Source organism: Streptomyces sp. NBC_01190 (genome assembly GCF_045039895.1).
GTDB lineage: Bacteria > Actinomycetota > Actinomycetes > Streptomycetales > Streptomycetaceae > Actinacidiphila.
The window spans coordinates 6,792,344-6,809,177 of record NZ_CP108580.1; the positions used below are offsets into that span (position 1 = coordinate 6,792,344).

Annotated in this window: 21 protein-coding genes; 5 read left to right on the top strand and 16 right to left on the bottom strand. The window is 70.9% G+C overall.

Annotation, left to right across the window (positions count from 1 at the left end; all coding sequences use genetic code 11):
- Positions 1-4: 4 nt before the first annotated feature.
- Positions 5-358, bottom strand: coding sequence for a DUF317 domain-containing protein (locus OG519_RS28595; RefSeq protein ID WP_405589778.1), 354 nt, complete (start codon positions 356-358; stop codon positions 5-7).
- A 217-nt stretch (positions 359-575) separates the two neighbouring features.
- Between OG519_RS28595 and OG519_RS28600 the strand changes: the two genes are divergently transcribed.
- Complete coding sequence (locus OG519_RS28600) at positions 576-848, top strand: hypothetical protein (RefSeq protein ID WP_405589781.1); 273 nt, start codon at positions 576-578, stop codon at positions 846-848.
- Positions 849-855: 7 nt separating this feature from the next.
- Here the strand turns inward: OG519_RS28600 and OG519_RS28605 are convergent, their stop codons facing one another.
- From OG519_RS28605 to OG519_RS28665, 13 genes are all read right to left on the bottom strand, one after another.
- The gene (locus OG519_RS28605; RefSeq protein ID WP_405589784.1) at positions 856-1,200 is read right to left on the bottom strand and encodes a hypothetical protein; all 345 of its coding nucleotides are present in this window, start codon (positions 1,198-1,200) and stop codon (positions 856-858) included.
- A 293-nt stretch (positions 1,201-1,493) separates the two neighbouring features.
- Positions 1,494-1,982, bottom strand: coding sequence for a hypothetical protein (locus OG519_RS28610; RefSeq protein ID WP_405589787.1), 489 nt, complete (start codon positions 1,980-1,982; stop codon positions 1,494-1,496).
- A 33-nt stretch (positions 1,983-2,015) separates the two neighbouring features.
- Complete coding sequence (locus tag OG519_RS28615; RefSeq protein ID WP_405589790.1) at positions 2,016-2,750, bottom strand: DUF317 domain-containing protein; 735 nt, start codon at positions 2,748-2,750, stop codon at positions 2,016-2,018.
- A 134-nt stretch (positions 2,751-2,884) separates the two neighbouring features.
- Positions 2,885-3,832, bottom strand: a complete 948-nt coding sequence (locus OG519_RS28620) for a DUF317 domain-containing protein (protein ID WP_405589793.1) — start codon at positions 3,830-3,832, stop codon at positions 2,885-2,887.
- Between the two features lie 19 nt (positions 3,833-3,851).
- Positions 3,852-4,700: a DUF317 domain-containing protein gene (locus OG519_RS28625; protein WP_405589796.1), complete on the bottom strand. Its 849-nt coding sequence runs from the start codon at positions 4,698-4,700 to the stop codon at positions 3,852-3,854.
- Between the two features lie 103 nt (positions 4,701-4,803).
- The gene (locus OG519_RS28630) at positions 4,804-5,634 is read right to left on the bottom strand and encodes a winged helix-turn-helix transcriptional regulator (RefSeq protein WP_405589797.1); all 831 of its coding nucleotides are present in this window, start codon (positions 5,632-5,634) and stop codon (positions 4,804-4,806) included.
- 48 nt (positions 5,635-5,682) lie between these two features.
- Positions 5,683-6,222 (bottom strand): hypothetical protein, encoded by a 540-nt coding sequence (locus OG519_RS28635; RefSeq protein WP_405589800.1) that lies wholly within the window; start codon positions 6,220-6,222, stop codon positions 5,683-5,685.
- Positions 6,223-6,242: 20 nt separating this feature from the next.
- Entirely contained in the window at positions 6,243-7,409 is a 1,167-nt protein-coding gene (locus OG519_RS28640) for a hypothetical protein (protein ID WP_405589802.1), read from the bottom strand.
- Positions 7,406-8,074: a hypothetical protein gene (locus OG519_RS28645; protein ID WP_405589804.1), complete on the bottom strand. Its 669-nt coding sequence runs from the start codon at positions 8,072-8,074 to the stop codon at positions 7,406-7,408. Before OG519_RS28645 ends, OG519_RS28640 begins: the two co-directional genes overlap by 4 nt.
- Complete coding sequence (locus tag OG519_RS28650; protein ID WP_405589807.1) at positions 8,071-8,538, bottom strand: hypothetical protein; 468 nt, start codon at positions 8,536-8,538, stop codon at positions 8,071-8,073. The genes OG519_RS28645 and OG519_RS28650 overlap by 4 nt, the downstream gene beginning before the upstream one ends.
- The gene (locus OG519_RS28655) at positions 8,535-9,314 is read right to left on the bottom strand and encodes a glycosyl hydrolase (RefSeq protein ID WP_405589809.1); all 780 of its coding nucleotides are present in this window, start codon (positions 9,312-9,314) and stop codon (positions 8,535-8,537) included. Before OG519_RS28655 ends, OG519_RS28650 begins: the two co-directional genes overlap by 4 nt.
- A complete protein-coding gene (locus OG519_RS28660) occupies positions 9,311-9,913 on the bottom strand; it encodes a DUF4913 domain-containing protein (RefSeq protein ID WP_405589811.1) in 603 nt (200 codons plus the stop codon). Before OG519_RS28660 ends, OG519_RS28655 begins: the two co-directional genes overlap by 4 nt.
- Before the next feature lie 164 nt (positions 9,914-10,077).
- Positions 10,078-10,386 carry a hypothetical protein gene (locus OG519_RS28665; RefSeq protein ID WP_405589813.1) on the bottom strand — a complete coding sequence of 103 codons (309 nt, stop codon included), beginning with the start codon at positions 10,384-10,386 and terminating at the stop codon, positions 10,078-10,080.
- Between the two features lie 60 nt (positions 10,387-10,446).
- Between OG519_RS28665 and OG519_RS28670 the strand changes: the two genes are divergently transcribed.
- The 4 genes from OG519_RS28670 to OG519_RS28685 all read left to right on the top strand — a co-directional run bounded on the left by OG519_RS28670 (position 10,447) and on the right by OG519_RS28685 (position 14,721).
- Positions 10,447-10,611 carry a hypothetical protein gene (locus OG519_RS28670; protein ID WP_405589814.1) on the top strand — a complete coding sequence of 55 codons (165 nt, stop codon included), beginning with the start codon at positions 10,447-10,449 and terminating at the stop codon, positions 10,609-10,611.
- A 301-nt stretch (positions 10,612-10,912) separates the two neighbouring features.
- Positions 10,913-12,040, top strand: coding sequence for a tyrosine-type recombinase/integrase (locus tag OG519_RS28675; RefSeq protein ID WP_405593093.1), 1,128 nt, complete (start codon positions 10,913-10,915; stop codon positions 12,038-12,040).
- 14 nt (positions 12,041-12,054) lie between these two features.
- Positions 12,055-12,381: a helix-turn-helix domain-containing protein gene (locus OG519_RS28680; RefSeq protein ID WP_405589816.1), complete on the top strand. Its 327-nt coding sequence runs from the start codon at positions 12,055-12,057 to the stop codon at positions 12,379-12,381.
- A 9-nt stretch (positions 12,382-12,390) separates the two neighbouring features.
- Positions 12,391-14,721, top strand: coding sequence for a hypothetical protein (locus tag OG519_RS28685; protein WP_405589818.1), 2,331 nt, complete (start codon positions 12,391-12,393; stop codon positions 14,719-14,721).
- A gap of 519 nt (positions 14,722-15,240) precedes the next feature.
- On the opposite strand, the gene OG519_RS28690 is transcribed toward OG519_RS28685, so the two are convergent.
- Together OG519_RS28690 and OG519_RS28695 are read right to left on the bottom strand one after the other, a co-directional pair.
- A complete protein-coding gene (locus OG519_RS28690; protein WP_405589820.1) occupies positions 15,241-15,699 on the bottom strand; it encodes a hypothetical protein in 459 nt (152 codons plus the stop codon).
- 70 nt (positions 15,700-15,769) lie between these two features.
- Entirely contained in the window at positions 15,770-16,651 is an 882-nt protein-coding gene (locus tag OG519_RS28695; protein ID WP_405589822.1) for a hypothetical protein, read from the bottom strand.
- Positions 16,652-16,834: the final 183 nt, after the last annotated feature.

The following is a 16,834-nucleotide window of genomic DNA, read 5'->3' on the forward strand; positions in this document are numbered from 1 at the left end:
TGGTTCAGCGGTCGGCGTGGCTGATGAGCGCTTCGAGGAATCCGGCGACGGCCCGGCTCGGGATGTCCGGGCCGAACTCCTGTACCCAGGGCTCCGCGTCGCCTTCGGCGGGGGTGGCCTGGACGGTCCAGACGATGCCACGCCGCCAGGCGGCGGTGTCCTCGGGCAGCCAGCCGACGTAGACGCGCCCGTCGGGGCTGGTGCAGTGTGTGTTGGCCTCCGGGGTGGCCACGATCGCCCAGCCGCGCTCGCTGAGCAGGCTGATCACCGGGTCCGCGCAGCCGTCGCCGACCAGGGAGGGGCGCTCGGTGACGACGGGGCGGAAGAGGGCGGGCAAGTTGCTGCCGGCGGTGTTCAAAACGGGACGGTCCCTTCGTTGACCTGCGGTTTTTCCCGACACCCGTACGTTGACATGGGGTGTGCCGAAGCTCGTAGTCGTATGGCGGGGGATCGTGTCTGCCGTGGGCGAACTGGCCGTCGACGTCGGCAGACGGGCCGCCCTGGAATGGATCGGGGCGGCCGGTTGTCGTAGTTGGGTTGCGGCGCACGGCCGTACGAGGCCGAAGGGGCAGCGCATGGCGGAGCAGAACGGCAGACACGGGGATGGGGCCGGGCTGGAGCGCAAGATCCGCGCTGCCGGGCGGCCGTGGACGGTCGGCGACATCGCGATGGTCGCCGACGGTCAGTGGGCCGTGGGCCTCACCGCCCAGGAGGACCCAGAAGCGGACAGGGTATGGGAGCAACGAGTCGCGGACGGGCGGCGCGTGGAGATGACCATGGAGGAGCTGGCCCGCGCGGTGGGCCCCCGTTCAGGGGACGCCGCCCACCACGACGACCACATCGACTGATGGGTTGTCAGCTCTGCTTGGTGGGGGAGGCGGCGGCGCGGACCGCCGCGTTCTGGTCTGCGATGTCCGCGGCAAGCCGGAGAACATCACCCACAGCGGGGTGGCCGAGCGGAGCTGCGGTGATGACCTCGCGGATGAGCCGGTATGCGGCATGCGGGCTCCATTCGAGCACGCTGTCGGGGTAGGGCTGGTGGCCGTTGTCCATCTGGACGAGGTCGCGGCGGACTCGGCGGAGTGCGGGGACATCCACGGTAGGGCGGGTGGTGGTCCGGTTCGCCTCGATGGTGGCGTCGAGGAGCCGTAGGAGTGTGGGGTAGGCGTCGGTCCATGAGGCGGGGCGTTCGCAGGCCATGGGTTATTCCTCTCCTGGTGGTCATTGCGTCTTCCACGGTGCGGATCAACACCGTGGTGTGATGACTGCCGGCGGACCGCAGGGGCCATGCTCGTCGGGCAGTGCCACTTCCTGGACGCCGGTGATGCGGCTGACCGTCTGCAGGGAGGCATGGTTCCCGGCCTGGGCGGCAGAAATCCGCAGTACAGGGCGACCATGGGCGCTCCCCCTCCGCCGCTGACCGAGATGTCCACTCTCTTTTCGGCACTCGGACAATGGTGATGGTGTCGACGGCCCTGAGCCGTGCTCAGGGGCTACCGGCGGGGCCTGCTGGTGGCCGCCGCCTCGCTGGCAGCGGCCGGGATGGCGGCCTGGCCCGGTGGCTGGCCCGGGGCCCGGGGCGCCTGCACGGAGCGGGCGACAGCGGCTTGGGCCAGGCGGATCGCCGGAGCCCGGTCTGCGGGCAGGGCCGCTTCGCGGGCATCGATGATGTGACCGATCGCCTGCAGGCGGGCTTGGCTTTCCGCCTGGGCGACCCGCAGATCCACCGCCGACCTGGTGATCCGTTCCAGGTCGTAGAAGGCCGGCACCTGGCCGGGCCGGGTCATGGCGTGCAGGCGGTCCTGGTGGACAACGGCAGCGTTGGACGAAACGACCAGCGCCGAGCGGATATGCATGGCCGAGCGCAGGAGCGCGTCGTGCACCGGGCGGTGGACCGCGAGGGTCTCCAGCTCGTCGATGGGCTGGGCCCAGGCGTTCTCGATCATCGCGGTGGCCTGCTCGAAGACCGTGGCGTCGGGCACGGGTGAACTCCTTTTCTTGAACGTGGGTTTGGGTCAGCGGCCCGGCCCCGGGCGGTGCGGAGCGGGGGCTTGGCGTGGCGCCGGGATGACGGGCCGGGCGGCGCCGGCGGGCAGCGCGAGGGTGGAGCGGGCGCGGGCGGCCTGGGCGCGGCGGACCTCAAGCGGCGTCGGCACCATGGGTTTGACCGCGGTCGCGGTGGCCTGCGGCGGCAGGTGCCGGAGGCCGTCGCCGTAGCGGATGACCGGGGCGGGGTCGGTGAGGGCGGTGTGCATCGCGGCCACCAGGCCCTCGGGGGTGAAGGAGGAGGCGGTGGCGTACCACTGGTTGCCGGGCGGGCCGGCCAGGGTGAGCCAGCGCTCCTGGTGCCCGGTCATCTCGGCGCTGTGGTCGAGGCGGCTTCGGCGGAGGTGAACCTCTGCCAGGCCGTCGGGGGAGTGGAAGGAGACGTCTGCGGTTCCGAAGCTGTGGCTCCACCCCGCAGCCGCCAGGGGAGTGCCGACGTCGAGCGCGGCGAGGTTGCTGTTGCCGTAGTAGAGATAGGAGTCCGGGCCTTCGGCGTAGGCGGCGGCGAGCGCGGTGGTGAAGCCCGCGACGATCTCGGTGGGGGCGCTGTCCTGGAAGGTGACGAGCCAGCGGGGCATGGCGAAGGGGTCGGAGTACGCCGTGATCTTCCACAGCGCGTCGTCGTCGCCTTCGGGCAGGTAACCGAGACGGACCCTCTGGTCGGGGGCTTGGACATAGACGTTGGCCAGCTTGTCGTAGGTCATGTGCCAACCGAGATCGAGCAGAGGCGCAATGGCCGGTTCGCCGGTGTTGGTCGGCCCGGCGAGGTAGCGGGGGGTGACGTGGTGATCGCGCCACCGGGCGTCGGTGAGGTTGTAGGCCGTGGCTTCCTCCGTGGTCAGCGGCGGTGAGCCGGGGTCGGCGGCTTGGCCGGCGGGCTGGATCCGGGGGTGTTGCGGGGGCCGTCCGCACTTGTGGGTGCCGGGATGGCGGTGCGGCTTCGGGCGGCCTGGACGCGGAGGTCGGCCGCTGTCCGCGGGTTGCGGGCGGCGCGGTGGACGGCCTGGGTGACGGCGGCGCGGTGGACGGCCTGGGTGACGGCGGTGCGGCGGACGTCGAGCGGTGTCGGTGATCGGGGGGCTGTCGGTGCGGGCGGGTGGACGGGCGTGAGCGTGACCAGGTGCTCCATGGCCGGGTGGATGGCGTGGCGTTCGCGGATCACCGGTGTGAGGTCGGTCATGGCGGCGGCGGTGGCGGCGATCAGGTGGGTTGGGGTGCGGGTGGTGAAGACGGCCTCCGCTCGGGTGCCCCAGCCTGGGGGGCCGGCCCACAACACGATGGTCTCGTCGTCCCGGCCGGAGAGGGTGATGTCGACCAGGGCACCTGCCTGCCCGTCGGGGGCGATGAACTCGACGGTGCCGCGCTCGGGCTTACGGCGGATCCATCCGGCATCGGTCAGTGGCTTGAGGGCGTCGGCCCAGTACATCGACGGACGGGCCAGGAAGCGCTGTTCGCCTGCGTCGTAGTCGTGGGCCAGGGTGGTGGTGAGGCCGGCGACGATCTCCGCCGGGGTGACGTGGTTGAACGTGGCGGTCCAGCGGGGCGCGGAGGCGGCGTCCTCGGAGGCGGTGATTTTCCACAGCTCGAAGTCGTCGCCGAACCAGCCGATGCGGATGCGCTGGTCGGGGGAGGTGACCAGGAGCTGGCAGGGGCCCTCGTCCAGGTGGTGGTGGGACCAGTTGGCGACGGGTGCGAAGCCGGCGTCTCCGGTCCCGTCGGACCCGGCGAGGTACCGGGGGGTCACGTGGTATTCGCGCCACTGCTCGTCCGTTGCGTTGTACGGCATGGGAGTGCTCCTCCGGTGGTCAGCGGCGCCGGAAGGGCACGGGCGGGGCGGGGTCGGAGCCGGTGCGGCTTGGGGGCGGGGCGGCGGCAGGGTGCGCGTGCGGGGTGCGGGCGAGCGCGGCCGACCGGCGGCGGTCGGAATCCGGCCCGGGGGCGGGCGTGATGGTGACGTAGGGCAGGTTGCGCTCGGGGATGCCGGAGCGGGGCCGCTCGACGGGTTCGGTGCTGCTGAACGCACGCGCGGTCTCGGTGAGCAGATACAGGGGTGTGCAACTGGTGAAGTCGGCGTGCCAGCGCTCGCCGTCGACTCCGTCGATGCGGGCGTACATCGTCCACATCGCCCGGCCGTCGCCCTTTAGCTCGGTGTAGTCGTCGACGTCGTAGTCGCGCTGGCTGAAGTAGGCGCGGCCGTCCGGGGAGTGCTGGGACAGATCCATGTCGGTGTGCTCGGTGAGCCAGCCGTGCTCGGCCAGGGCATCGGCGGGAAGGGTTATCTCGTTGTTGGGCCCGAAGTGCCAGGGGTGGGGGTGGTCGCTTTCCAGGCACTCGACCAGCGCGTTGGTGAAGGCGCTGGTGATCTCGGTGGGGGTGTTGCGGCTGAACGACGCCGACCAGACCGGCATGCCGAGCGGCTCGTGGTAGCGGGTGATGCGCCAGCCGCCGTCGCGGCTGTGGGGCAGGTAGGCGATGTGGATGTTGTGGTGGGGGCTGACGAAGACCTGCCCGGCCTCGGTGCTGGTCCAGCCCCAGTCGCGGTGCGCATACTGGGCGTTGCCGATGGCGGCGGGGTCGCCGCGCCCGGCCAGGTATACGGGGCTGACCAGTACCTGGGGGTCCGTGTGCTCTTCGTCGGGCTGCTGGGTGTTCACGGAGGTGCTCCAGAAAAGAGGGGAGGGGCCCGCACGCAGCCGGAAGCTGCGCGCGGGATCAGAGGCGGCATGGGCGCCGGTCTGGCGATGAGGTCCGTGCGGATCACCTGCTGCGGGAGGGGGAGGACTGGGCGGTGATGGTGGCCGGCACCCGTGGCTGCGGCTGCGGGGCGTGGCTGAACAGGCCACCGGGTGCGGCGGGGCTGCGGCGCAGGGCTGCCGCGGTCCGTATGCCTTCCGGTGCGGGCCGGGCCGCGCTGTGGGTGCGGGCAGCCCGGGGGCCGGGACCGGCGGCGGGTCGCGCTGCGGCGGTCGGGTCGCTCCAGTGCTCGACGGCGGCGTAGACGGGGCCCAGCGCGGCTCCGGCGTCGGTCAGGACGTAGGGATCACGGCTGTGGGGTCCGGTGCGGGTGACCAGGCCGTCGAGCTGGAGCCGGATCAGGCGGTGATGGGTGTGGTTGTGGTCGAGCCCGGCCTGCTCGGCGAGTTCGACGAACCGCATCGGTCCCTCGCCCAGCGTCTGGATTACGGCAGTTGTGTGGCGCAGGTACAGCCGCCGTACCGCGTCCTCGACACGCTCGGCGCCGGCCATCCGTCCCGGCAGGTAATCCTGGGACCACTGCGCCAGCGACCGGTGTACCGGGGCGAGCGCGGCGCCGGACGCGCTGAGCCGGTAGGGGGCTCCCGGGAGGTCTTCGGCACGGGTGACCAGGCCGTCGGCCTGCATCTGGGCCAGCCGCTTGCCGACGAGCTGCTCGCTCACGAACGGAACGCGGGCTGCCACGTCCCGAACGCGCATCGGGTCACGCTGGGTGGCCAGGGTCTGCGCGACCCAGGTGGTCCACTTCGGCGCGATCAGGGACAGCGTGTCCTCGATGCGCTGGGCGTGGGCGGAGCTGGTCTGGGAGATGCCGGGCTGGGCGAGAGTGGACATGACGTACTCCATGAGGCCGGTGGAAGTAAGGAGAGGGAAGGAGAGAGGTCAGTGGGTGCGCTCGGCGCGGAGCTGCCGAAGGACGAGGCCGAGGCGGCGGTTGCTGATGTGGATGCCGCGCTCCCGCAGGGCCAGGCGCAGGGCGTCGCGAGTGAGGCGGGGCAGGCAGACGGCGGCGTCGCGGGCGGCGCCCATCAGGTTCTCGTCTCCGGGACTGCGACCGGTGTGGCGGGTGGAGGTCCGGCCGGCACCGGGCTGGTCGAGCAGCAGACGGACGTCCAGCAAGTCCCACAGCGCCTCGGTCTGGGACTGCTCCTGCTGTTCCAGGTCGAAGAGTTCGGCGATGTAGGGGCGCAGGCGGTCGTCCCGGGGGCTCCCGTCGGCGACGGCTTTCTGCAGTGTGGTGCGCAGGGCGCGGTGTGCGGCGCGGCCCTGTTCGCGGGTCTGCTCCAGGACGGTCAGGCGGCGCAGCACGATCGGCAGAACCGGATCGGCCGAGCGGCCACCGGCGACTTCGCGCTGCAGGTGTTCCAGCGGGCGGCCGTACCGGTGCTCGACCAGGCGGCGGGCGTGGAGGGTGCTGGACATGGTGATTCCTTTCGGGCAGGTCAGCGGGTATGGGTGGGCTTCGCCGGATCGGCGGCGCCGGTGCTCGCGGCGGGGGTGTCCGCCGGAGGGGAGGGGCGGGTGCTCCGGGTGCTGCGGAGCAGGGCGGCGGTGGTGCGTGGGTCCTGGGCGCAGCCGGCGCGGAAGGCCGTCTCACCGGACTCGGTGAGGGAGAGCTGCTGGCCGAAGTTCAGCGAGGCGCCGGTGTCCCGCTCGATCCAGCCCCGCTCCTGCATCTCCTCCACCGTGGTGGTGGAGATCCGAACCCCCGAGCCGGTCTCGACACGCAGGCCGGAGCGGAAGGCGCGTTCTTTCAGCAGCACCCGGCCGCGCTTGATCTCCTCCAGCGCCAGCAGCTCCTCGCGCGTAGGGAGCGGATCGACGGCAGGATCCGAACTGCGCGCTCCCTGAACCGGATTGACAGCCTCCCGCGAGGCGAGCCCAGGGCCAGTGCTCGCCCCGGCTGCGGCATCGTCGGCCCGCAGGGCTTCCTGGCCCAGCGGCGTCAGCGACAGGAGCTGGCCCTGCGTGGGCGTGGTGCTGGTGTCGATGTCCAGCAGCCCGTCGGCGATCATCCGCTCGACGGTCTTCGCCCAGACCGGGACCAGGACGCCGGTGCCGTCGGAGAGGTACCGGTCGTGTTCGGACAGCGCGCTCTGCTTGAGGTGCAGCCCGCCCCGCTCGACCGTCCGAAGAGCCTGAATTTGCCGGTCACCGGAGACAGCCCAGTCGTCGTCCCGGGCCGGAGCCTCCTGCGTCGTTCGCTCCGGGGCAGGGCCGAGGCGCTCGGATACCGCGTCAACGGCGTCGGGAAGCAGCCGCCGGTAAGCGGACACGGCGCCGGTCAGATGCTGGTAGGCCGCCTCCCGGCGGGCGGCCAGTAGTTCGAGCTGCGGACCGGCCGCGCCCAGGAGCCCGTAGGAACCCCGCGTCTGGGGGGCCTTGCCCCGACTGATCGGTTCCAGGGACTGCATCGCGGACTGGGCGGCGCGGGTGAGGTCACCGTGCAGGTCGTCAACCTCGTGTGCCGCAGTGGCGACGAGCCTGCCCACGATGTCCAGCGGATCGCGCGGCGGATGGCGGTCGCTGAGTTCCCAGGGGTCCTCGACACCGAGTTCGGCGAAGACCAGGTGCGCGCCGGGCCGGACGGCCGGGTCGTGGGGGTTCACCGGGCCGCCTCCATCCGGGTCAGCAAGGTGCGCACCAGCGTGGGCAGGCTGTCCGGGCCCTCACCGATCCGCAGATGTCCGCCTGCTTCGCCGAGCACGTACGCCGCGTCCTCGGCCAGGCCGCTGGCGATTTCCATGCAGGCGTCGGTGATCCGGGCCGCGGCCAGCAGCGACTGCGACAGGACCTCGACGTAGTCACTGGACGACAGGCTGGCGGTCTCGGCGGCGGCGCGGATGGCCGCCAGCTCCAGCACGCTGAACCCGAAGCCTGCCCCGGCCGCGCCGTCCTCCTGGGGGAGCAGCGGGGCGAGGGTGGCATCGGGCGGTGCGGCGGGGATGCCTACCTGGGTGCAGATGCGGTCGACCGCGTCGGTCAGCTCGGCCAGGGACTCGGTCAGCCATCCCAGGGCGGCGGCGTAGGAGGCGAGCGTGAACAGACCGGCCGGGGTGTCGGGCAGCGGTTCGTCAAGGAAGCCCTCCAGCCGGTCGGTGAGTTCGCCGACGACCCGGGGCCCGGCGGACAGCGCGCCGAGGACGGGGTGGAGGTAGGAGCGGGTGGCCGGGGTGGGGTACTCGGCGGTCAGGACGCCGGAGATGCTGTGCGCGGCACCGGTAAGCAGGTCGGCCAGCTCGGCGCGGGACAGCGGAGTGCGGTTGGTGCTCATCGGACGGCCTTTCGGGCGGTGTTGGGCGTGCTGGTGCTGTAAGCGACCGCGACGGTGGGCGAGTTGGCGGTGAGGTTCTCGGCGTGGGGGGAGCGGGCGCGGGCTGCGGTCGCCGGGTCGGGCGGCGGGGTCTGCGTGCGACCCGTCCGGTGCTGGGCGGTGCGGTAGACCGCGTAGTCGGCGCGGGGGCCGGCAGCGACCAGATAGACCTCGCGGTCGTGCTGCGAGGTGGCGGGTGCGAGGCGGAACTGGACGACCAATCGGTGCGTGGCCCAATCGGATCCCACTCCGAGGATCACCTTGTGGAAGCCTTCGAGACGTCCGGTCAGGCGGATGGCGACCCGTTCTCCGTTGACGAGGTCCTGCAGGTGCAGAAGCGCCTGGTCGCGTATCGGTTCGGGGAGGTTGCGCAGGTCGGTGAGGGCGTCGGGGTGGGCGGCGAAGGCGCGGCGGGCGAAGGTCACAGCGACCTCCCCGGACCGGGCCCCTGCACCGACGCGGTCGAGGGCGCGGGTGCGGGGATGCGGTCGAGACCGCAGGCGGTCACCGATCCGGCGTGGTGGCCGGTGGAGCGCGCGAGTGCGACGGAGGCACGCAGGGCATCGGCGGCGAGGTGGTCTTCGGGCGCCGGTGGCAGCGGGGTGCTGCGGTCCTCCAGCCAGTCCCGGGCCGTGTCCTCGTCGGGGAACGCGCCCTCGCGCACGGTGTAGGTATGCGTTGCGGGGTCGACTACTTCGAGGAAGACCCGCACCGGCTTCTCGGCTGCGGCGCTGTCACGCGCCAGGGTCCAGTTCTCGCACGGGTTGTCATCCCAGGTCCAGGTGTCGATGACGTCGTAGCGCTGCCCGCCGTCGCGGATCATCTGCTGCACCCGCAGGGTCTGCTCGTCGGCCGCTTCCACGAAGTCGCCCTCAGCCAGGGCGATCTTCTCGGGCGGGCACCCGCGCTCAATCAGCCAGGCTTGCGCGAACGGCACGCTGGCGTGGTACTCGCTTTCCAGCGTGAAGGTGCCCAGGCCGAAGTCGCGGGCGACCTTGATCGCGGCGACCTGCGGCGCCCCGGGCACGCCCCAGGTCACGGAGGTGTCGTGGGCGACGACGTAGCTGTGCGACCGGAGCGGAGCGGTGTGGTGTTCGGCCAGGACCGTCAGGTCACCAGCCCAGAGCAGGCTTTCGGCCTGCTCGGAGTCGATGTCGGCTGGTTCGAGGTCGTCCAGTGCGAAGTCCAGGTCAGCGGTCACCTGGCACCGTCCGCGGTTACGGGTGCCGGGGTGGCGAGCACGCGGTGCGTGGGGCGGGCCGGGCTGGTGGTGCACGCGGCGAACGGCCCGTCGGGAGCCCGCAGATGGACCAGCGCCTGGTCGAGGTGGTCACGGTGCCACGTGGAGGGACCGGACAGGCCCGCCTCGGAGTCGGTGAGCTGCTGCCAGGCCAGCCATAGGGCATGCAGCCGTGCGACGGCTTCCGGGTGCTCGTACCACTTCTCGCACCACGGGCGGGTGGTGCTGATCTCCCGGCCGTAGACAGGCAGGAACAGGTAGTGCACCCAGTCGGCGAGCGCGGCCAGCTCGGTGGCGTACTTCTCGCCCCCCAGGGCGAGTATGAACACACTGCTCGGACCGCCGTCCGGTGCGGCGGCAGCCGCGGTGTCGGGGGCGGTGTCATCGGCCCGTGCGGCAGCGGCAGCGGTGTCGGGTTCGGAGCCGAGGCGGTCGAGGATGACGCCGTGCTGGCGGACCTCGGCCATGGTCGCGGCCAGCGTGGTGGCCAGGTCGTCGAGGTTCTCGTCGGGGACGCGGAACGGCTCGGGTTCGGGGGCGACGGTGGTGGGATCGGACATGGCGCTTCCAGGGGTGGGTGAGCAGGACGGAGGCGGCGGGCGCGGGGGCGGGGGCGGGGTTCTTCTGGCGGCCACGGCTGTGCTCCTCGGGAAGGAAGTGGGCATGGGGAAGAGGATGCGGAGGATCCTCGATTTGGCCGGTCCGGGAAAAAGCGGTAGTGCGGCTACAGCCGCGGGCAGTGGTGACAGCGCGGGAACGGCGGGCGGAGCAACTGGACTGCGCGGGCGGCTTGTTGGGGGATGACTCCGTTGCCGAGCGCGGTGAGCTGGGCGGGGCGGCCAAGTCCGGGTGTGGCGGTCACCCAGCCTTCGGGCAGGCCCTGCATCCACTCCACGAAGTCCGCCCGAAGGCGGCCACCGTCATCGGTCGGCGGGGGTGCGGGGCGGGTGAGGGTCTCCCATCGGGTGATGGCGGCGCCGTACGGTCCCCATCGCCGCTCGGACGCTGCGCGTTCGGGGTCACCTCCGTCCACAGCGGTAGGACCACCGCCGGCAGCGCCAGTCGCCGGCCCTTGTCCGGACGGCGTCCAGGAGTGCGGATCTGGCCCGCCGACGGCCTGGGCAGCAGCGAGGCCGCCGCCGACGGGAGCGTCAAGTCGCCGTTGCCGTGCCGCTGGCGGGGGGAGCCCTTGATCCCGTCCGACGCCTTCGGCGTCGGCAGCAGCCACTCCACCTCGTCCGCGAGATTCGGCCCGTGACCGCCGCTCTTCCTCTTGTCCGGATGCTGCGAGCCGCCGTTGCTCGCGATGTTGGACGTCGGCGTCTTGAGCAGGATCGTCGGTTAGTGGAGTACGCGCGGGTTCCCGATGGCGGCTCCGGCGGTGCTAACCCGCATTTCAGCAGGTAGATGGCGCCGTGTCGGTCCGTCACTCGATGGTGTGAGATATCGGCAGTAGCTGGCGGATTCTGCGTGTGATCGGCGTAATGTGCGGCCTCGTGTCAGATTCTGAAAGTCGCGTGTTGACGCTCGTGCGTCCCGGGCTGGAGGCGGCCGTGCCGGTGGACCTGGCCACCGTCTCTGTCGAGACCGGGCTTGCGGACGTTGTCACGCTCCAGCGTCGCCGTCAGGCGCGCATTTCGGTGCGGGACGAGGAGAGCTTCTTCCTTGACACGCTGTCGGAGTACCAGTGGGCGAGGGACTCGGCCGGTTTGGCACCGGCGACGCTGGACGGGCTGATCAAGCCGGTGGTGGAGGTCTGCGAGTTCTACGGCACGGTGCCGTGGCAGCTCACGTCCCGGGAGGTCGATCGGTACTTCGCCGGACCCGGGAAGCGCGCACAGTCCACTCTGCGCAGCAAGATCAACAAGATCGACGCCTATTTCGCGTTCCTCGAACAGCGCTATGCCGGCGAGATCATGAGCCGCTTCGGCCATGCTGTCGAGTCGCCGATCGACCCGTTCAACCGGCCTCGCCACCGCGGCGATTTCGGCCTGCGGATCCCGCCGTCGCAGACGGCGCTGCGTGACTTCTTCGGCCGTTGGCGTGAGGACTTGCCGAACGCCCGGAAGTACCTGGTCGCCTGCCGCGACTACGTGATGACGAAGGTCGCGTATCTGTCCGGTGTTCGGGCGGCTGAGCTGTGCGGGGTGTGCATGGGCGACCTGCACTGGGAGCACGGCCAGTGGGGGCGCTTCGTCGTGCTCGGCAAGGGTGCCCGCGGGTCGGGGCCCCGGCCGCGCGAGGCGTACATGTTCCAGGAGGGCCGCGCCCTGCTGTGGTGGTACATCGAGGAGATCCGCGGCGAGTTCGGCGACGACGTCGAGCACCCGAGGGCGCCGCTGTGGCCGTCGGAGCGCAAGCCGACAGCGGTGGCAGCGCTGAACCTGCCGATCGCACCGGCGATCGTCCCCTCGACGTTCCGCCGTGCCCTGCACAGCGCGGCGGCGAGCTATCTGACCGGGCCGGTCAGCGACCTGTTCCCCCACTTGCTGCGCCATGCCTGCGCGACCCACAACTACGAGCGTGGGATGACGTTGTGGGAGGTGCAGAAGGTTCTCGGACACGACTGGGCGACCACGACACTTCGGTACATGGCGACCGCGCACGCCGACCCGGAGCACGCGAACCTGGCGGCCAGCTCTCGGGCGGCCCAACGACTGGTGATGGACAAGGGGAACCTGCGGTGAAGTGGAATCTGCGGATGGTGGCAGCCCAAAGGGACCTGTGGCGGCCGACCGAGGTGCTGGCCGCCTTCCAGCAGGTGGGGTTCAACCCCTCGCTGAGCAAGGTCGCCGCGCTGTGGGGCGGCAAGCCGGTCACCGTGCGGCTCGACGACCTGGACCTGATGTGCGCGGCCTTGAACTGCACCGTCGCGGAGTTGCTTCAAGCCGAACCGCTCGTGGGCGCCAAGCCCGCGGGGGAGGCGGGCGACGTGGCCGTGGGCGCTGAGACTCAGCCGTCGGGGTCGGTGCGGCCGGTGCCGCGCGGCCGTCGCAGTGGCGGACCACGCTCGCTGCCTCCGAGCTGAGGCTCCGGCATGGCGAAGGATGTTGGCAGCGCCCGCAGTTGCGAGATGTGCCTCAGCTGGTCTGTGTTGCGGTGGACCCGGACGTGCCAGGGCTGCAGGGCCTGGAAGCGAACGCACCCGGAGGTCGGGGTGTGCCCGCGGTGCCGGCACGAGGCCCATCTGAACACCGATGGCCTGTGCAAGCCGTGTCTGCAGGCGATCCGGGCCGTCGATGACGCCGAGTGGGCCTTGCGCGTTCCAGGATCCCGGCCGCGCGACCTGCAGCTCATCATCGGCGCGTGGCGCGACTACGCGACGCAGGCCCGGAAGCTGGTCCGAAGCGCAGACGGTACTCGCAGTGTGAGCCAGGCATGGCGGCTCAAATTCACGCAGGAGCAGGCGCCCGCCGGGCAGGCAGCCGTACTGCTGCCGGGGCTGCGTGGCCAGCTCGCATTGTTCACCGCGCCGCGCACGCTGACCGATGCCACGGTGCGGGCGATCTTCGGACGGCCGTTGTCCGGCTGGGATCGTGCCCGTGGGGTCCTGGTGGAGATGGCGGCCGAGCACGGCATGAGCCAGGGCTGGTACTACCAGGTCGGCGAGATGGTCCGCCTCGCCCTGGCGGTCGGCGAAGCGGAGGGAACCGTCCGGCTGCCCGAGCCGGCGCTGCGGGACCTGCCCACGCACGGGGATGCGGTGCGGTTGGTCCTGCTGCGGGCCGGCCTGCTGGAACCGGCACCGGAGCCGATGCGGTTCTCCCGCAGGGACTTGCCCACCCTCACCCGCTACATCACCACCCCGGTGCCGATTCCACCGCTTGCGCCGCGGCAGTGCCGTGACTGCCACTCCTGGATTCCCGCAGGCCGGCGGGCCGGGTTCCGCTGCACCGCGTGCCGGCACTGGCGCGAGAAGCACCCGCGCGGCCGGTGCACACGATGCTCCCGTGAGGACCTACCACTGCGGGCCGAACGCTGCCGCACCTGCCACGCGTACCGGCTCCTGGACCAGGCCTGGCCCGCCACATCGCGCGCCACGCAACTGGAGATCGTCCTTCCCACCGGCGTGCGCGGGCCGGCCCTGCCGGTGCCGGTCGGCTCCCCGCCCGCCGCTCCTGAGCAGACACCCGCGGGACTGACGGCCCGCGGCCAGGAAGCTCTCTTCACCCTCCGGCGTGACTGGTCGCCGCTGCTCGCCCGGCTCCGGGGCCGACCGCGGGCCGAACTGCCGCTGACAGAGACAGCACGAATGCTGGTCGAGGAGTACGGCCAGATGCGCAGGGACCAGCAGACGCCCGACTACCGCAAGAACGTCCACACCCTCACCATCGTCATGTACTGGCTCGGCGCCGAGTCGGCGATCTTCGAGCGCGATGTCCACGACCTGGCCCAGCTCGATCCGAACCTAGCGGCCAAGCCCGTCTGCCAGTTCCTGCGAAGGTGCGGCCTGCTCGTCGACGACCCGGACCTCAACCGAAACGCCGACCTCGCCTGGATCGAGGCGACCCTGGCCACGCTGCCGCAGCCGGCTGCGAGCGAGGTCCGTACGTGGGTGGACGTCCTGCGCAGCCAGGGACGCCGCGAAGGCGAGAACCGCAGCTGGGACGGCATCCGCCGCTACCTCACCTACCTCCAGCCGGCGCTCACCGCGTGGACGGCGGCCGGGGTGACCACACTGCGGGAGATCACGCAGCAGCAGGTCGAAAGTGCCCTGGAGAGCCTGTCCGGGCACGCCCGCCGGCAGCTGGCCATCGCTCTGCGCAGCCTGTTCCGGTCCTTGAAGCGACAACGCATCGTCTTCCGCGACCCCGCCCGGAACCTGCCCGTCGGCGACCTGAAAGGGGTTCCACGGTCGGTGCCTAGCGACCTGCTGCGCGGGCTTCTCGACCACGCCTCTTGCCCAATCGGGCGCCTGACCGTTGCCCTGGCCGCCGTGCACGCGCTCTCCGGCCACGACATCCGCACGATCCTGACCGCCAATACGGACCTCGCTCGTGGCACCCTCGAAATCCGTCGCGGACTACTGCGACACACCCTCTACCTGGAGGAGTTCACCCACCGGCAGGCCGCCGAGTGGCTGGCCTACCGCCACCGCCGCTGGCCCGCCTGCGCGAACCCGCATCTCCTGGTCAGCCAGAAGACCGCGCTCGACCCCGACCGGCCGGCTATCAGCACCAACATGCTCCGCGCCGTCCTGCCCAAGGGCGTTACCCTGGACAGCCTGCGACAAGACCGCATCCTCAACGAGGCGTTCGAGAGCGCCGACCCCCTCAAACTCATGCGCCTGTTCGGGATCACCGAGCGGACCGCCATGCGCTACGTCGGAACAGCCCACCCTGAGCGCACCGCGAAGCTACCGCGGTAGCCCGCCGCTTCAACCAGCTGGCTGCTCCGGGTCACCGGAAGAGCTCTTCCACGTCCACATCAAGCGCCTCTGCGATGGCGAGGCCAGCGAGACGTTTCGCCGGCCTCCCTTGACGCCCATGTAGAAGACGCGGTTCACGCCTGCCACCTTTGCAAGGTGCGTCTGGGACAGCCCAGCGCGAAGCGATGCGGGGCAGGCCGCGACCGGTAGCACCCGCGCTGCGGCAGACGAAGCACAACGGTGACACCATCTCGCACGGTGTCACCGCCGCTCCACGGCCGGAGTTCAGGAAGTCCGTGCACGAGGCGACCGGGCGCGGAGTCGGACGGCGACAAGCCACCGCGGCCCCAGCTGTCGACTCCGCCGTCGACCTGGTCGACCAGCCGCATGGCCACCATTTGCCGGGCAAAGCGCACAGCTTGCGCAAGCCCGAGGTCCACCGCGCGCGGCTCCGCCGGGTGGCGGAGCCGCGCGGCGCGCGTGCTCAACGACGAGCACGCAGGAGGCGATAGCTGGTGATCAGGTCAGGAAGTGGCCGTAACAGGCGGATTCCGAGACCCAGCGGTGTGAGCTGATGGCGTTGTCCACGCCAGCGCCGCTCGTGAAGGTGTTGTCGCTCAGGTTGCTCGCGTAGTACTCGTTCTTGCGGAGGCAGGTGTAGCCGCCGCCCCAGTCGGTGCCGGTGCCGTTGTACAAGGCCACCGCCTCGCCCGAGGTGCCTCGGGTGAGGACGGAGCTAGCACTGTTGGTGTCGCTGCCCTGGAAGGACGCCGAGCTGTCTCCCCAGTTGGAGTCGTCGCCTTCGGCCTTTCCGAGGTAGCCGCTGCAGTTCGCGTTGGAGTAGGCGTAGAAGTAGCCGGATGTGGCTCCGGCCCAGGCGTTGTCGCATGCGGTGGAGGCATGCGCGGAGGTGGCGGGAAGCAGGGCGCCGAGCCCGGTCAGGGCCACGGTCGCAAGGATGACGAACGGTTTGCGCATGGTGCGTCCTTCCGATTCTCTCAGAGTGATGACTTGCGGCGAAGCGCCGCGTGAGGTGCGGACGGTGGGGTCAAGAGAGGGTGCCAGCGAGCGACTTCGCACGGCTCAGCGCGGAGAGGCTCAACCGCTGGTAGGTCGCTATGGCGCCGCAGTACCGCCGCAACTTTTTGGCCCGGTAGTCGCCTTCGAGAACGTGGGCGGTTTTTGCCAGCGGAGTGCTGGTGGCGCAAGTAGCCTCGGAGACCGCGAGTTTCACCTCGGCGGCCTGTCGTGCTGTGCCGCGCGGAGCGGCGGTGATGACCGGCAGTTTCTGCCTGATCTCTTGCGGATTGGCGTAGCGGTATCCCCTGGCCCGCATGCACGCGGACCAGAGCCCGACTGCCGTCCGGAAGCGCGGGTCCTTGAGGATGTCCGGGGCGTAGAGCGGGGTGAGGTTGGTGGCGACTTCCTCGGCGCGGAACCAGACATGCAGGTCGCCGTACAGGCGGCGGGTCGCTTCCGCCTGGCAGCCGTTCTGAGTGGTTCTGACGGTGCCGCCCGTGGGCAGGTCAACGGTCACCAGACCGTTCGCCGGGGTGCCGAAGAGGTCGGCGTTGTAACGGCTCAGTTCTCCCTTCGACAGTTTGTTCGCATAGACGGTGTTCCGGTCGGTGAGCCTGGCCTTGTCGGCCTGCTCGTCCAAGGCCTTCCCGTAGCCGTACTTCTCTGCCCAGTGGATGTCCGTGAGTACATAGCCGTGGCTCAGCAAGTCGGGGACGGTGGGCACCGGTTCCGGCCAGTACGGGAAGCCGTTTTTCCGCATACACCGCCCGACCAACTGTTCCTGGATCCGCTGGACGGCGGCGTGTTCGCCGAAGGTCAGGTCCCTGAGGCCGGCCACCGGTCCAGGTGAGGCGGCAGGCCGGCTCCCCACGGCGGAGCAGCCCGCCATCAGGGCCGCTGCGATCGTCACCGCGACCCCTAAGGACACAGCTTTCGTTGTGGTCGTTCCGCGATCGCCGATAGCCATGAGGACCCTCGAACCTCGACTCAGATGGGTGCTGGAGGGTTCTCCCGGATGCGCCGGCATCGGCGCTCGAACCCCACGACGACCTGTCTACACGCGGTCCTGTTGTCCGCTGTCGGGCCTGCTGGG

Excerpts from the sequence above, each read along its gene's own strand:
- OG519_RS28600 (WP_405589781.1), top strand. The coding sequence starts at position 576 with ATGGCGGAGCAGAACGGCAGACACGGGGATGGGGCCGGGCTGGAGCGC.
- OG519_RS28605 (WP_405589784.1), bottom strand. The coding sequence starts at position 1,200 with ATGGCCTGCGAACGCCCCGCCTCATGGACCGACGCCTACCCCACACTC.
- OG519_RS28615 (WP_405589790.1), bottom strand. The coding sequence starts at position 2,750 with ATGACCTACGACAAGCTGGCCAACGTCTATGTCCAAGCCCCCGACCAG.
- OG519_RS28620 (WP_405589793.1), bottom strand. The coding sequence starts at position 3,832 with ATGCCGTACAACGCAACGGACGAGCAGTGGCGCGAATACCACGTGACC.
- OG519_RS28630 (WP_405589797.1), bottom strand. The coding sequence starts at position 5,634 with ATGTCCACTCTCGCCCAGCCCGGCATCTCCCAGACCAGCTCCGCCCAC.
- OG519_RS28635 (WP_405589800.1), bottom strand. The coding sequence starts at position 6,222 with ATGTCCAGCACCCTCCACGCCCGCCGCCTGGTCGAGCACCGGTACGGC.
- OG519_RS28645 (WP_405589804.1), bottom strand. The coding sequence starts at position 8,074 with ATGAGCACCAACCGCACTCCGCTGTCCCGCGCCGAGCTGGCCGACCTG.
- OG519_RS28660 (WP_405589811.1), bottom strand. The coding sequence starts at position 9,913 with ATGTCCGATCCCACCACCGTCGCCCCCGAACCCGAGCCGTTCCGCGTC.
- OG519_RS28680 (WP_405589816.1), top strand. The coding sequence starts at position 12,055 with ATGGTGGCAGCCCAAAGGGACCTGTGGCGGCCGACCGAGGTGCTGGCC.
- OG519_RS28685 (WP_405589818.1), top strand. The coding sequence starts at position 12,391 with ATGGCGAAGGATGTTGGCAGCGCCCGCAGTTGCGAGATGTGCCTCAGC.
- OG519_RS28690 (WP_405589820.1), bottom strand. The coding sequence starts at position 15,699 with ATGCGCAAACCGTTCGTCATCCTTGCGACCGTGGCCCTGACCGGGCTC.